Genomic DNA, 13,823 nt, shown 5'->3' with positions numbered 1-13,823 from the left:
CACACCGTTATAGGGATAGAAGATCGTGTTTATTTAACAAGGAGAGCGTATGAAAAAAGTCAGTTTAATCCTTTCGATTTTATTCTGTTTTACATCACTGACCTTTGCCGAGGAATCACAGGGCTTGTCACAGCAGGCCATGGAAAGCATACAGCAGCAAACCAGGGAAATGAGTGCCCTGGGCATACCCGAAGCCCAGGCCCGGAAAATGTTGACACGGATGGTTCAGAACCGCTTCCAGAAACAGAACCGAATTCGCGCCCAGCAGGTGATCGTTGCCACTGCCAAGGCCGGGCTGCCCACTGGACCGGTAATGAGCAAAGCCATGGAAGGCATGGCCAAGCAGGCCAAAGAACAAAACATTATTGCGGCCATGGAAGCCGTTCAAAGCCGTCAGACAACAGCAAATCAAATGGCCAAATCCCTGTCCGATGATAAAAAAAATACCACTGCCATGACCCAGACCATTGCTGACTGCCTGGCGGCGGGGATGACAACTGAGGATATGGAAGCGGTGAAGGCCCAGTTGCAGGTCCGGAACAGCCAACAGAAGAAAAACAAGACAGAGAAAGCCCTGCTGACGTTACAAACCCTGCAGACCGTCCGCACCATGGCGCGACTGGGTGTTCGGACGTCCACTGTGTCCGGCATCATGTGCCGGGCGCTGCAGAATCAATATACCCATCAGGAAATAGTGCAGCTGCGCCAGCAAATTGTTAACAAAAGCCAACAGATGTCGCCCCAGCAGATTGCCAGTCACCATGCCGGGTCCATCGGCAAGGGCGGACAATCGGGTAATGCCTTTGATGGTGGCGGATCAGGCGGCTCAGGCGGTGGCTCAGGCGGTGGCTCAGGCGGTGGTGGCTCAGGTGGTGGTGGATCAGGTGGTGGCGGCTCAGGCGGTGGTGGATCAGGTGGTGGCGGCTCAGGCGGTGGTGGCTCAGGCGGCTCGGGTGGTGGATCAGGTGGTGGAAATTCCAGGTAAACAACAGACAACAGGCCCGGGATCCGGTTAACGTCAGGGGAAAAACGTGGAATCATATGATCGTTTTTACAGGGAGAATAAAAACCGGGTGTTTGCCTACCTGCTCCGCCTGACCGGAAACTATCACCTTTCCCTTGATTTTATGCAGGAAAGTTTTACGCGATACTTTGCCCGGTATCGTCGCAATGGGAATAATTGTTCACTGCTTTACACCATTGCCAGGAATACGGCCCTGGATTCGTTCCGGAAACGCCGGGAAGAAACTTTACCCAGGGCGGACGAGGTCTCTTTGCCGGGTGACCCGGAACGCCAACTCATGGAAAAGCAGGCGTGCCAAAAAATAATGGATGCCATCCAGCAACTCAACCCGGTTGACCGGGAACTGATTGCTCTGCTGGCGGCCAAAACTTTTTCATACAAGGAAATTGGAACATTGCTCAATATCAGCGAAGCCAACGTGAAAGTCAAGGTTCACCGTGCGCGCCTCAGGCTGAAGGCAATCCTTGGAAATGGAGGACAGTGATGGAGTATCTTTCGAGCATGTACATTGATAATGAGATGAACCTGGATGAAAAGAAACAATTCGTGGAAAAAATTCAGTCGGACCCAGCATTCTATATGCTTACCCTGGAGTTGCTGGCCCAGGAACAATTGCTTGAAAAACAACCGACCCTGCCTGAGCCGGCAGTTGAAAAAAGATGGCAGCCGCCAATATGGCATGGTCTGATGCGATGGTTAAAGCCCCTGGGGTTAGCGGCAGCCGGGTTTTCTACAGCCGTGCTGATGCTCTTTGCTGTTTTCCAGTCCCCGAGTCACCCCCAGTGTAATAATCGGTTCGTCCTTTTTGAACCTGCTGCCAACCAAGTGGAACTGGCCGGGTCGTTCACCGGATGGCAGCGGATCTCCATGAAGCGAATCGGTAACAGTGGATACTGGGAACTCAACCTTCCGGTTGCATCTGGAGAACACCGGTTTGCCTATATCCTGGACGGGGATAATCGAATTGCCGATCCCACCCTGCCTGCCAGGGAAAGGGACGATTTTGGCGGGGAAAATTCTATTTTGAACGTTGAGGCCCGCATATGAAGCGTCTGCTGTTGATGGTCGGTTTAATGATCTTGATGACGGGGTGTGTCAGCCATTACAACCAGCTTCAAGGAGACATACTTGTGCTTTACTTGAAAAAACCGGCGGCAAAACAGGTCGCCTTTGCCTGCAGTCTTGACGGATTCGAATTCCATGAAGCACAGCAAGTGGCGGGCCAATGGGTGGTGTCTCTGCCGTCGAGCGCTCAATTCCGATATTATTATGTTGTAAATGGGGAACCCTTTCTTCCCCCCTGCCGGATGAAAGAAAGGGATGATTTTGGTTCTGAAAACTGTATTTTTGAACCCGATTTGTGATTTTTCCGGCATCCTTTAATGGGTCAGGGACCGGGAGGCCTTGTATTTTGTTCAATCCTGAACGATTCTATGCTATAATAAAAATTTCCGTTGCCGCACCATGATGTGAATCTTTCCAACTTTTCTGGAAGCAGGGGCAAGGATTAGTCAACCGGACAGGAGAGGAGATGCCAGTGGAAAAGCAGGTCAATATTTCAGAGAAGTGGGTCAATGAATTGATTCAGAACTTTATCGCCAGTTCACCCCTTAATATGATTCATAACGAGAACAAAGACCCTGCCTGGGAAATGGCCCTGGTGGGATTTTCTTCGGGTGCAGATCAGATCTGGCAGCAGTACAAAGAATATGTCGGTGCTTTCCATTGGACGCCTTGGGAAGTGTTTAATCAGCATTGTCCTGAAGAAAATGTCAGTGCCGATCAATTGACAGTTATCTCGTGGATTTTACCCCAGACAAAGCGGGTCCGGGAAACCAACCGCCGGGCCAAAACATATCCGTCGGAAGAATGGGCGCGCATCAGGGTCTATGGTGAGGCGTTCAATGTGGCATTACGGGAGCATGTGGTCGAACAGTTTAAAGCGGCCGGACATGCAGCCGTTTCCCCCATGCTGGTCCCCAACTGGACCATTGTAAAATCGGAACGGTTTTCCTATGCGTCTTCCTGGTCTGAACGTCATGCCGCCCATGCGTCCGGCCTGGGGACCTTTGGCCTGTGTGACGGCCTCATCACGGCAAAAGGCAAAGCCATGCGGGCAGGATCGGTTGTGGCAAAGATATCCATCACTCCCACCCCAAGACCCTATGCAGACCATCGGGCCTATTGCCTTTATTTTGCCGACGGAACGTGTGGGAAATGCATTGACCGCTGCCCGGTCCGGGCCATTACCGAGGCTGGCCATGATAAAGAAAAATGCAGGCAACACCTGGTCCGTTCCAGTGAATATGTAAAGAATACCTACCAGTTTGAGGGGTATGGATGTGGCCTGTGTCAAGTCGGTGTTCCCTGCGAGGACGGCATCCCGGTGAAGGCGGCCCGGGAAGCATTGGAGCGGGGAGAACTGCCGCCGCCACCGCCACCGTTGGCCTGATGGAGAAGGGGATATTCCGACCTTGGGAAGAGGATCTTATGCCCTGTTTTCCGTCTTCCAGATGGATTTGATCCGCAATGACCAGAAGCAGGGGCGGTGAATTGTTTTTAAAGCCGTTTTCATCTTAAAAATTCTGGCTTGATCCAATGGCATCTCACCATAGGTTTCAAGATGAAACGCATGGACAATGGTGTTGATTTCATTTTCAAGGGGAATAAACTGCTGTCCAAGTCTTGCTGCGTATTCTGCCGGGGTTTCACTTTTTAACAGGGGCAGGCCACTTCTCCGGCCCCAGGAAACCAGCCGGCTAAATCCTTTTCTTGCATCCTCAACGGTTTCAGTCAAGGCCAGAATGGCCATTCGAGATGCGTTGAACATCGCCATCAGTCTGTGGATCAACCGGAAAAACAAGCCAATTTCTTTTTTATCGACAATGACAGCGGGTTGTTTTGACATCAGAAATTTAAAAATAGTATAGGCAATAAAACCGGTTATAACGACACCCGCTAAAATAACCATTAGCATGATGCCGTAATAGGCAAAAAAATCTATCCAGCCCATATGCCCCTGGACCAGTGGGATCTCCAGGCCGGGAGAAGTCGGGTGTTGCTGGGGATTCCCAGTGTTCACAGAAGCATTGCGGGGGGCAAGCATAAATCTCAATATTGCTATCAGATAAGGGCTTAACGGGCCTGCGGTCTGTTTCAGTACAGTATATCCTGATTCTGCAACAGATGTCATAAAGGGCAACAGGGCAAAAATCGTTGCCAAGGAGCAGAGCAGCAGGACAATCGCGCCACTGATCAAAGCGCCATATATCCGGAACCCTTTCAGGGAATGGCTTTCCCGGCGGGTCGGGGTGTGGGAAAAAAATACTGCGGTAAGACCGAAAAGAAAATATCCCCCCATGCTGTAAAGCGTAAAAGATTCCGAAACCTGTATTCCCGCCTTAATCTGGAGTAACAGCTTTATGATCAACAGGGCAAACAAAAGAGAAATGCCCAGATCAAAATGATTGCACATGGAAGAATACGATAGCTGCCGACGGGGTAATGCTGCCCCTTTATACCAGAAAAGACACACCATGGACGTGATCAGGCTTATCTCATACCAATGGTAAAAGGTCTCTGGAAACCGCCCGCCAGTCGCTGAAAAAAGTGCTGCCGATATGATGAGTCCCAGTCCGGACAGATGCCCCAGTATCAGCCATATGATGCGATAGCGGGTTGTCATGAAAAAACGGGTGACAAAGAATGCCATAAAAAAAGCCGCACATGCCGTTACCAAAGGAAACCGGATCTGGGTGGTGGAAATTGCCAGAAAATTTGCCCATGCGCACAGCCAGCACAACTCCATTCCGCAGCAGGCAGACAAAAGGCGTTTCAGGGCGGTGGGGGGCAATGGCAATTCCTTTTCTTATAAGCAGATCGTGTCTATGGGTTGGATCATATCTGAAACAATGGTAGGGTTACTTTCCGGCTCTCCCATGGTGCTGACAAAATATTTCACCGGTATTCTTTTGCGGGCATAAAATTGTTTCATTTTTACAAGGGAAGAATCAATGGAGTGGGAGCAGAAAATACAGCTTATACCCCATAATACACTGATATGTTGATGAAAAATATCCGATACCCTGCTGTCTTGTTTCATCTGCATTCTGGCGATGGTTTCAAGTATCCGGGAAAGCGTTTGACGGTTTCGGCCTAACGGGACAAATCCGGATGCGCCACCACTGATCACGGCATTGGTCATAAACCCCACTGCATTGCCCCGGTTTTCAAAGTTCACTGCCATGGAAGCTGCTGCAGACAGCATCTGTTCAAAATCTGATGTTGCCTGATGGGTAAAAAAAAGACCTACATCCACCACGATCAGTATTTTTTCCTGGACCGACGGTTCACACACTTTTTCCTGGAGTTTGGCATACCGGGCACTGGCTTTCCAGTGGATGAATTTGACCGGTGTGAAACTCTGGTATTCCCTTGTGCCGAGGATATACACCGGGTCCTGGACCGGGCTTTGGGCACCGGGAACACCAAAGAAAATATGCTGGGGAAGTGAAACAGGTCTGATTGAGATGATTTCCGGGTAAACAATGACTTCAACCCTGTCCGAATGACTTGTTTGCTTTGGGAAAAACCCCAACAGATCGGCAATGGTAATGTGGGGATTGCCGATGGGATAACAACCCCTTTTCAGCGATTGAAGGGTCCAGGAAAATCGGGTTCGCTGGAACCATAGCAGATAACTGTTTTCACAAAGGGGGGTGTCTGAAACAAAGTGTGACGGATTTATCCGGACCTTTACCTGAAGCCACACCGGCAGCAGTTTGGCATTTTCTGCTGTGATGTCAAGTGTTATTCGTTCCCCCGGAAAAATCTTGTGTTTGTCAAGGATCGATGTAAAGGTCATTTTTGAAAAAGCAAACCGGCTCCAGAGTTTTGTAATGCAAATCAACCCCAAAATTAAAAGAATCAGCAGGGTCATCTGGTTTTGATGATTTAAAAGGGAAATAAAAAGAAAGACAAGTGCCATCATGAGAATCAGGCGTGATGTGAAAATTGTTGTCACATGGAAGGGGACACCTTGATCAGGGTCCATGACACTCCCCTTATCCATGGGTGCCGTCCGGAATCGGTGTTTGATTCAGAATATCGGTTAATACCTGCTCCGGTTTTCCCCCCCGCAGGCGTTCATTTTCATTTAAAATCAGCCGGTGGGCCAGGACAGGCAGCGTTAACCGCTTTACATCATCCGGCAGTGTGAACTCCCGTCCGTCCAGTGCTGCCAGTGCCTGGGCCGATCGCATGAGTGCCATGGAGCCCCGGGGACTTGCCCCGAATTTGATCATGGGATGATGCCGTGTCGCCTGGACTATGGTGGTGATATAGTCTCTGACCGGTGTGGACACAATGATTTTTTTTCTCTCCTGTTGAAGCCTGAACAGATCTTCCGGTGTTGCCACGGGGGTGAGGGATGAAAACGGATCATGGGTTTGAAACCGTTTGAGAATTTCCATTTCCTCTTTTTTGTCTGGATAACCGATGTCAATTTTTAACAGGAACCGGTCCAACTGGGCTTCCGGCAAGGGAAAGGTGCCTTCAAGTTCCACGGGATTCTGTGTGGCAATGACAAAGAAAGGGGCGGGTAACTGAAAGGTTTTTCCGTCAACTGTTACCTGGCGTTCTTCCATACTTTCCAGCAAACTGGACTGGGTCCGGGGAACGGTGCGGTTGATTTCATCTGCCAGAAGAATATTTGCCATCACCGGCCCCTGCTGGAATCTAAACCGGCCTTCATTGGGCAGGTATATATTGAACCCGGTGATATCGGACGGTAACAGGTCCGGGGTAAACTGGATTCTTTTATAAGATCCCCCGATAGATGCAGCAAGACACCTTGCCAGCAGGGTTTTTCCCACGCCAGGGACGTCTTCCAGAAGGGCATGCCCGTCAGCCAGCAGAGCCACAAGCATCAATTCAATCGCATCCCGTTTTCCCACGATCACCCGGGATATATTATCAATGATCTTGAAGCAGATGTTAAAATCCAAATCAATTCCTCCTTCAGGCCTGATCAGTCTTGTTGTGCACCAGGAAACATTACACCATTTCCTGGAAATGGACTCACCGGATGGCCGTGTTAAAAACAAACCCATATCCGTGAAAGGACGGGTGTCGTTTTTTTAAAAAACGACCCTTTGTGTAAGTTGACACGACCTGCTCCCAGAATACCAGAGCGGCCGTGTTGGTTCTTGTGACGGCAACTTCCCAATGGCCTGAGAATAGTCCAAAAACATGTTCAGCCAATTGACGGCCATACCCTTTTCTCCCGTGACCTTTTTGAATGTAAAATTCTGCCATTGCAACGCCATCTGAATTGAACCGCAGGTGTTGATTGATCAGTGCAAAGCCGATGACAGCGCCTGATACCTTTAGCGTGTATATGTGCCGATCCTCTGCCATGGCATAGCGGTGCAGATTTTTCACTGCTGTTTCACGCCATGATGCAGGGTGCGTAATGTTGAAAAATTGACGGATATATTCCAGATACTCTTGATAAATCGGTTTGACGTCGGTTATGGTGTCTGTTCGGGATATCATTTCAGCATATTTTCCTGGGCGATTCAATTTTTATCACAACGTGTGGATTTGAATGGTCCCCTTTCCTTTGATACGGGTTGCCGTTTCCACAATCTGCCGGTGGTGGGTAAAAAGAATGACCTGGTTTTTCATGGATAAATCCGCCAGGACCTCAAGGGTCGCCCGGGACCGGTCATCATCAAAGTTGATCAGGATATCATCCACAATAAAGGGCATGGATTCGCTGGTGTTAAGGCGCCACTCCAGGGTGGCCAGTCGCAGGGCAAGGAACAGCTGGTCCCGGGTGCCGGAGCTCATTTTTTCCACTGTCAGACGGGCCGTGTCAGGCCTTACACCAATGAGAATCGGTTCCCCTTTATCATCCACATCAGTGCGCAGGTCCACAAAGGATCCCACGGTTAAATCGTTAAAATACCGGGCCGCAATTTTTAAAACCGGGTCTTGATGGTCTTCCCGATACCGTTCTATTGCCTGCTGTAAAATTTTTGAGGCCAGTTTTAACAAGGCATACCGTTCTGACAGGCGGCGTATTCCGGCCAGTTCATGTTCCATCTCTTCAGCTGTTTCAGCGGCCGTGCCTTTTCCATCCATGGCGGAAAGTCGGGTGTTTTCTTCACCAATCACCTGGGATATTTTATTGATTTCAGGATGGATTCTTTCTTGTATATCCCTTTCCAGGGAATCTATCAGCCCGGGTAAGTCATCGGCATTCATCTCTGCCGCCTGCCTGGAAAGCGCTTCAAGGGTCATCCCCGCACCAATCCTGGCCAGGGTTGCCTCTGTGTCGGAAATTTTTTCCTGCAACCGCTGATATTCCGTAAACTTAGCAATGACAGCGGTCAGCTGTTCAGGCTTTTCACATTTGGCAACCCCAAGGAGTTCGGCCATCTGTTCCCGGGCGTCCTGCAGATTCTTTGTGGCCCCGGTGACCTCTTCCTGCAACGCGTCTAACTCCTCAGAAAGTTTATGATATAATGTAGCGTCCTTTTGCGCTTGGTTGAGCATGATCCTCAATTGCAGGATTGCCTGGTCCAGGGGCAGGGCTAACATGTCTGGGGCCACGGTTTCAAGCAGGGCCTTGACCGCCGCTTCAAGATCCGCCGCATCACGGTCTATCCCCTCTATGCGTTTTTTCAGATCATCTGCCTCTTTCAACTTGTCAAAGCAGCTCTGCAGGGTCTCAATAAGGTCAAGGGCTTCAAGCGGGGAAACCTCATCCTCAAGTCCCAGGCCCATGATTGCCTTTTGCCATTGGGCCTGCCACTGGGCCAGGGCATCCCGGGCGGCTTTAAGATCTTCCGTTGCCTGATGAGATGCCTTTTTCGCTTTTTTTTGTCTTTCTTTGGCTTTTTCATGCTCGGCCTTCTGGCCGGCAATTCGTTCCAGGACAGTCTCTGCCAATATCAACACCGGACCAAGGGTGTCACCCGCCGGGGGCGCTTCCTCTGCCATTGCTGCAAGCGTTTTTTCCATTGCTTGCTTCAGCATCTTTCTTTGCTCGACATCCCGTTGGAGTTCCTGCTCTTTTTTAACGATATCACTCACTTTAAATCGGAGTTTATCCATGTCCGCGAGCCAGCCGCTCATTTCCTTTGGAGAGAGCGGCGTGATACCAAAGGGTTCCCACATGCGGATCCATACGTCATCAAGTTCTCGTAAGCGCTGGTCAACGGCGGCTTTCGTTTTGATCGTCTCCGCCAGGGACGTCTCCAGGGTTTCGACCTGGGTACGAAAGGCCGCTGCATTGGCTACCCGGTCCGCCTCCCGGCGCAACCGGTCGGCAATCAGATCTGCCTGGACCACAAATCCTTCATAGGCTTCCGGAAGCGGTAGGTCAGGATCATAGGCCCGGCTTTCTTCGGTGACATCCGCCTGATCCAGCCATTGCTGCCGCAAAAGCTGCCATCCCTGTTCCCGTTTTTCCCGGGTCTGGGCCAGTGCCGTCTCAGAAGGAATCTCGCCTGCATACATTACCTTTTTGATCTGGGCTTGAGCGTTCCTCAGGTCCTTTTCATCTTTTTTGCGATCTTTTTCAATTTCACGCCTTTCCTCGACACGTTTGCTGTAACGGGTCTCAAATTGCTGAACCGTTTCAGACCGCGGTAAGGAAATCGTCATGAGTTCGGATAGATCACCAGACCAGAGACCAATCCGTTTGAGCGTTGTTCGGCAGTGTTTTTTGTTCAGTTCAATATCGGTTCTGCGTCTGGCGATATGGGTATCCATATCGCCGGCCTTTTGGGCTGGCTTCACGGCCTGGACAAGGCCTTGAGACGTCTTGACTTCCGGGAGGGTGTCCCGGTATCTGGTGACCTCTTTTTGCTCCAGTTCTGCTGTTTTGCCCTGCTTGTGTGCCAGGGTCAGCTGATGGCGGATTGCCTCATACTGGGCGCTTAATGTCTGAACGATCCTTTTTTTAGTCAGCATCGGTCTGAGTGTCTCCACCCCTTCCAACCTCAAATCCGGCCGAACCTGCTGCAGCAGGCCGGCCGCGTCTCTGCGGAGGCTGATGCGCATACCCTCTCTTACCGGACGGTCCTTCTGGCCTTTGCGGTATTCCCCCAGTCGCTGATGAAAATCATCCACCCGCTCTGCCTGTTTCAGGAGATCTGTATTGAAAGACATGGCCTTTTGTTTTTCTTCAAGGGTTTTCCGGCGATCCGTATCTTTTTGCAGTTGTTGATGTGCCTCCCGCATTGTCTGGGTGACCAGCCGGTATTGTTCCGTAAAATCAGGGGGCAGGGGAATGATTTTTCCCAGGGCCGACTGCTGGTCCTGACGGGATTTCAAAGAGGCCAGTTCAGGAATGGCCTGTTTCAATCGATTCAATCGATGCAATGCTTTGTTGTGATGATCCCGGTCTTTTTCCAACCCCGCCCGTTCTGCCAGTGCATTTTTCAGGGCGGCCTGATGATCTTTCCATTCTTTGGCAGAAAGGCTGGCCGCCTTGACGGCTTTCTGAAGGGCCTTGAATCTTTTAATCGCCATGTTGATCCGGGGCAGTTGCCCTGCGGGCTTAAACAGGTCTGCCGCCTCTTTTTCCAGCTGATCAATGACCTCGCGTAAAGAGGACATGCCGGCACCAGCAGCAAACAGGGCCTGGCCCACCTCTCCTTTCTGGGCAAGAATGTCTTCCCCGCCCCGTACCAAAGTGTCATGATCAATGCCGTAAAGGGATTCAAAAATTTCCGGTTCAACCCCATGGAGAAATGGGGTTAACAGATCCAAATCAAGGGGGTCTCCCGCCGCATCAATCACGTCTGCCTTCCGTTTTTTCCGACGTTGAAAGGCAATTTCTTCTCCGGCACTGTTTTCAAGACAGCCCCCCACCCGCAGTTGATCATAGCTGTGAATAAAATTATCCGGTGTTTGTTGGGGAAACCCGAACAAAAGGGCCTTGAGTGCCCTGAGAGAACTGCTTTTTCCTGCCTCGTTCGGTCCGAAAATGATGTGGAGATCCGGCGTCCTGGACATAAACGCCAGGGGCTTTCGGTCGGTGAAAGGGCCGAAGGCCTTTAGATCGAGACGTTTCAGTCTCATTCGGCACCCCCATGCTGGAGGAGTTTGGCGATGAGAAGTTCTTGAACTTCAGTGCGCAGGGCGGCAATTTTGTCCTCGGATGGATCAAGAAAGGCCTCATCTCCACTGTGGATCTCCGCTGGTAGTTTGTTTTTCAAGGCAGACAATTCCGGCACCAGTCCCAGGAGGGTGTCGTTATCCAGTTCCAGGTGTTGAATGGACTGCAACAGGCCTGCAATGGGCGTATCCTCGCCAAAGATTTCTTCAAGGCGCTTCTGTCGGCTTGTCTGGAACTTCACCGTTTCCAGCCACACATCGCCGAATCCAGCGGCAATACCCCGGAATTCTTCGGTCCATTGCGCGGTCCGATCCAGCAATCGGGAGTGGATAGGGCACTTGCCGGTTAAGATCAACCGCAGGGCCAGGGTCTTGCCGCTTGCCTGGTCAAGTTCCTGTTCAAATGCCTGCCGGACCGCATCATGAACACTTTCTGCGGTTTCGCATTCAGACAGGTCCACCTGGCAAGTGGCCCAGCGAAGTACGTCAAGCTCCCTTGCTTCAACTGACGTGATCTGTCCGCCTTCCACGGTCACCACTGTGGCTCCCTTGGGTCCGGTTTCCTTGATATGACGTCCCTGGAGATTACCGGGAAACACAATCCAGGGATCTTCAAAAAGGCTTTCCCGCTTGTGGACATGGCCCAGGGCCCAGTAGTCATAGCCCTTGGATATGAGGTCATCCAGCGTACATGGCGCATAATCTTCATGACCCTCACGACCTGTCAGGGCGGTATGAAGCAGGCCAATATTAAAATAGTTGGGGGTCTGCTGGGGATATTGAGCGGCAAGGTTATCTGTCACAGCCCGGGAGGAATAGCTCTGGCCATGAATGATGACGTCAAGGTCATCGAGTTTTATGGATTCGGGTTTTTGATGAGAAAAAAGCGTTACATTGTCAGGCAGGGGCATTGCCCTGGTGATCTGACTGGCCGCATCGTGATTGCCAGAAACAATGAAAACCCTTATCCCGGACTTGGACAGTCGGCCCATCCGGGCAGCGAAAAAGAGCCCGGTGTTATAGTCTTTCCAATCTCCATCATACAGGTCACCCGCAATAAGGATAAAATCAACCGCCGTGTCGATGGCCAGGTCAATCAGACGGTCAAACGCCCGCCTGGTGGCACCGCGAATTTCCTCTACCGGTGCATCTTCATGGGCCTCAAGCCCTTTTAACGGGCTGTCAAGGTGTATGTCTGCCGTGTGGATAAATTTAACCATACCTTTGATCCTAAGGGTGCCGGGGTTGCTGTATATCTTTTTTAACTCAACTTTCGGTCTTCAGCATAAATGGCCAACCCAGAAAGTTGAGTTTTTTAAATAATGGGTTTGTCTTCATGCAGGAGCGCATCCTTATGCCGTTTTTTGCAGGATTTGGCTATTGGTATTAAAAAAATGACACAGGCAATCAAAAACAGAAGACTGCCGAAAAATGTCAATATGTCATGGTTTTTCACACTTGATGCCAGAAAGAAACCTGCACAAAAAATAAAAACAATCCAACCTGCTAAATGATACTTGAGTTCCTTATCCAGTTGGCCTTTCCTGTCTTCTTCCATTTATTGTATTTTTTTAGATCCTGTAAACACCGTAAGTGTCCAGATCGATATTTCCTTTCAATTTGATTTTATTCGATGTCAAACAACATTATAATTTTAGCAATAAGTAGCAATATTCCAATGCTGTGTAAAGTGGTATCAACATTCCCTTTATATGAAAATGCGACATCAGAGCCCCCGACGGTCCGGGGCCGATCCGATCGCCCGTCGGGGGCGGCATAATACCATTTTCGTTATTCGTTGTGTCGGCAGGACGACATGTGGGTTATATGGAAGGTTTTTTTATCAGTATCTTTTTCAAGTCCAGGTTCCAAAACCCTTAAAAAAATGTTAATAGGAGCGTCTTTAAGATAAATAGTTAATTTAAGAACTCAGCTTTCGGAGTTGGTCATTTTTACATGGGGTCAGGCTTTCCTTATGGCACTTTTTATCCGTATAGTTATGAAATAGTGATAAAAAGCACAATAAAAAAAGTCTGACCCCGTCAATTAAAACTAAAGTCCGAAAGTTGAGTTAAGAACATTACTCAAGGAGTATAGAACATGAAAGTTTGTTTTCCCGTGGCATCAGACAATGGATTGAAAAGTGAGATCTTCGGCCACTTTGGATCAGCCCCTTTTTTTGTTGTGTTTAACACCCAGGAAAAGGCCCTTGCCACCATCGACAACCAGGACCTGGGACATATCCATGGTCAGTGCAACCCCATGAAGGCGTTAAACAATAAAATGGTTGATGCCATCATTGTGGGGGGGATCGGAGCCGGGGCGATTACAGGACTGAATAAGATGGGAATCAAGGTATACAAAGCATCAAAAGGAAATATCCAGGACAATATCCAATTGTTTGAAGCCGGTTCCCTGATGGAGATGACCATGGCCCACACCTGTGGCGGTCATGTTGGCGGATGCGCCCATTAGAAGAGCCATGGAACTCAAATTGAAGGCCATGCTTATAAAAGGAGCAACTCCACTCAGAGCCAGAATTAGCGGCAGCATCCCGGCAATCAAGAAGACGACTTACCCAATCGGATCAGGTGAAATAGAAAGTGCACATAAATCAATCCCACAAAAAAAGTTGAAAATTTCAGGAGCAAGCTTGAATAGTAAATCC

Annotated in this window: 13 protein-coding genes; 7 read left to right on the top strand and 6 right to left on the bottom strand. The window is 49.8% G+C overall.

Features of this window, described 5'->3' with window-relative positions; genetic code table 11:
* Nucleotides 1-49: 49 nt before the first annotated feature.
* From Q1Q15_RS21050 to Q1Q15_RS21030, 5 genes are all read left to right on the top strand, one after another.
* Nucleotides 50-985, top strand: coding sequence for a hypothetical protein (locus Q1Q15_RS21050; protein WP_300464352.1), 936 nt, complete (start codon nt 50-52; stop codon nt 983-985).
* 46 nt (nt 986-1,031) lie between these two features.
* Nucleotides 1,032-1,508, top strand: a complete 477-nt coding sequence (locus Q1Q15_RS21045) for a sigma-70 family RNA polymerase sigma factor (protein ID WP_300464351.1) — start codon at nt 1,032-1,034, stop codon at nt 1,506-1,508.
* Nucleotides 1,508-2,071 (top strand): glycogen-binding domain-containing protein, encoded by a 564-nt coding sequence (locus tag Q1Q15_RS21040; protein WP_300464349.1) that lies wholly within the window; start codon nt 1,508-1,510, stop codon nt 2,069-2,071. Before Q1Q15_RS21045 ends, Q1Q15_RS21040 begins: the two co-directional genes overlap by 1 nt.
* The gene (locus tag Q1Q15_RS21035; RefSeq protein WP_300464348.1) at nt 2,068-2,388 is read left to right on the top strand and encodes a hypothetical protein; all 321 of its coding nucleotides are present in this window, start codon (nt 2,068-2,070) and stop codon (nt 2,386-2,388) included. Before Q1Q15_RS21040 ends, Q1Q15_RS21035 begins: the two co-directional genes overlap by 4 nt.
* Nucleotides 2,389-2,555: 167 nt before the next feature.
* On the top strand, nt 2,556-3,476 hold the full coding sequence (locus tag Q1Q15_RS21030; RefSeq protein WP_300464346.1) for an epoxyqueuosine reductase: 921 nt from the start codon (nt 2,556-2,558) through the stop codon (nt 3,474-3,476).
* Between the two features lie 36 nt (nt 3,477-3,512).
* Here the strand turns inward: Q1Q15_RS21030 and Q1Q15_RS21025 are convergent, their stop codons facing one another.
* The 6 genes from Q1Q15_RS21025 to Q1Q15_RS21000 form a co-directional block, all read right to left on the bottom strand.
* Complete coding sequence (locus Q1Q15_RS21025; protein WP_300464345.1) at nt 3,513-4,877, bottom strand: DUF4129 domain-containing protein; 1,365 nt, start codon at nt 4,875-4,877, stop codon at nt 3,513-3,515.
* Nucleotides 4,878-4,892: 15 nt separating this feature from the next.
* On the bottom strand, nt 4,893-6,077 hold the full coding sequence (locus tag Q1Q15_RS21020) for a DUF58 domain-containing protein (protein ID WP_300464344.1): 1,185 nt from the start codon (nt 6,075-6,077) through the stop codon (nt 4,893-4,895).
* Nucleotides 6,078-6,087: 10 nt separating this feature from the next.
* Complete coding sequence (locus Q1Q15_RS21015) at nt 6,088-7,029, bottom strand: MoxR family ATPase (protein ID WP_300464343.1); 942 nt, start codon at nt 7,027-7,029, stop codon at nt 6,088-6,090.
* Nucleotides 7,030-7,102: 73 nt separating this feature from the next.
* Nucleotides 7,103-7,579: a GNAT family N-acetyltransferase gene (locus tag Q1Q15_RS21010; RefSeq protein WP_300464341.1), complete on the bottom strand. Its 477-nt coding sequence runs from the start codon at nt 7,577-7,579 to the stop codon at nt 7,103-7,105.
* Nucleotides 7,580-7,612: 33 nt separating this feature from the next.
* Complete coding sequence (locus tag Q1Q15_RS21005) at nt 7,613-11,119, bottom strand: YhaN family protein (RefSeq protein ID WP_300464339.1); 3,507 nt, start codon at nt 11,117-11,119, stop codon at nt 7,613-7,615.
* The gene (locus Q1Q15_RS21000) at nt 11,116-12,375 is read right to left on the bottom strand and encodes a DNA repair exonuclease (RefSeq protein ID WP_300464337.1); all 1,260 of its coding nucleotides are present in this window, start codon (nt 12,373-12,375) and stop codon (nt 11,116-11,118) included. Before Q1Q15_RS21000 ends, Q1Q15_RS21005 begins: the two co-directional genes overlap by 4 nt.
* Before the next feature lie 880 nt (nt 12,376-13,255).
* Between Q1Q15_RS21000 and Q1Q15_RS20995 the strand changes: the two genes are divergently transcribed.
* A complete protein-coding gene (locus Q1Q15_RS20995; RefSeq protein ID WP_300464336.1) occupies nt 13,256-13,630 on the top strand; it encodes a NifB/NifX family molybdenum-iron cluster-binding protein in 375 nt (124 codons plus the stop codon).
* A gap of 7 nt (nt 13,631-13,637) precedes the next feature.
* Nucleotides 13,638-13,823 (top strand): hypothetical protein (locus tag Q1Q15_RS20990; RefSeq protein ID WP_300464334.1); only part of this gene is annotated, 186 nt, incomplete at its 3' end.

It is taken from the genome of Desulfobacula sp., from assembly GCF_030145145.1.
Lineage (GTDB): Bacteria > Desulfobacterota > Desulfobacteria > Desulfobacterales > Desulfobacteraceae > Desulfobacula.
This window is presented reverse-complemented; position numbering and strand designations above follow the sequence as displayed.

What these genes read in the sequence shown, in the direction of transcription:
- Q1Q15_RS21050 (WP_300464352.1), top strand. Translation starts at nt 50, where the DNA reads ATGAAAAAAGTCAGTTTAATCCTTTCGATTTTATTCTGTTTTACATCA.
- Q1Q15_RS21040 (WP_300464349.1), top strand. Translation starts at nt 1,508, where the DNA reads ATGGAGTATCTTTCGAGCATGTACATTGATAATGAGATGAACCTGGAT.
- Q1Q15_RS21035 (WP_300464348.1), top strand. Translation starts at nt 2,068, where the DNA reads ATGAAGCGTCTGCTGTTGATGGTCGGTTTAATGATCTTGATGACGGGG.
- Q1Q15_RS21030 (WP_300464346.1), top strand. Translation starts at nt 2,556, where the DNA reads ATGCCAGTGGAAAAGCAGGTCAATATTTCAGAGAAGTGGGTCAATGAA.
- Q1Q15_RS21020 (WP_300464344.1), bottom strand. Translation starts at nt 6,077, where the DNA reads ATGGACCCTGATCAAGGTGTCCCCTTCCATGTGACAACAATTTTCACA.
- Q1Q15_RS21010 (WP_300464341.1), bottom strand. Translation starts at nt 7,579, where the DNA reads ATGATATCCCGAACAGACACCATAACCGACGTCAAACCGATTTATCAA.
- Q1Q15_RS21005 (WP_300464339.1), bottom strand. Translation starts at nt 11,119, where the DNA reads ATGAGACTGAAACGTCTCGATCTAAAGGCCTTCGGCCCTTTCACCGAC.
- Q1Q15_RS21000 (WP_300464337.1), bottom strand. Translation starts at nt 12,375, where the DNA reads ATGGTTAAATTTATCCACACGGCAGACATACACCTTGACAGCCCGTTA.
- Q1Q15_RS20995 (WP_300464336.1), top strand. Translation starts at nt 13,256, where the DNA reads ATGAAAGTTTGTTTTCCCGTGGCATCAGACAATGGATTGAAAAGTGAG.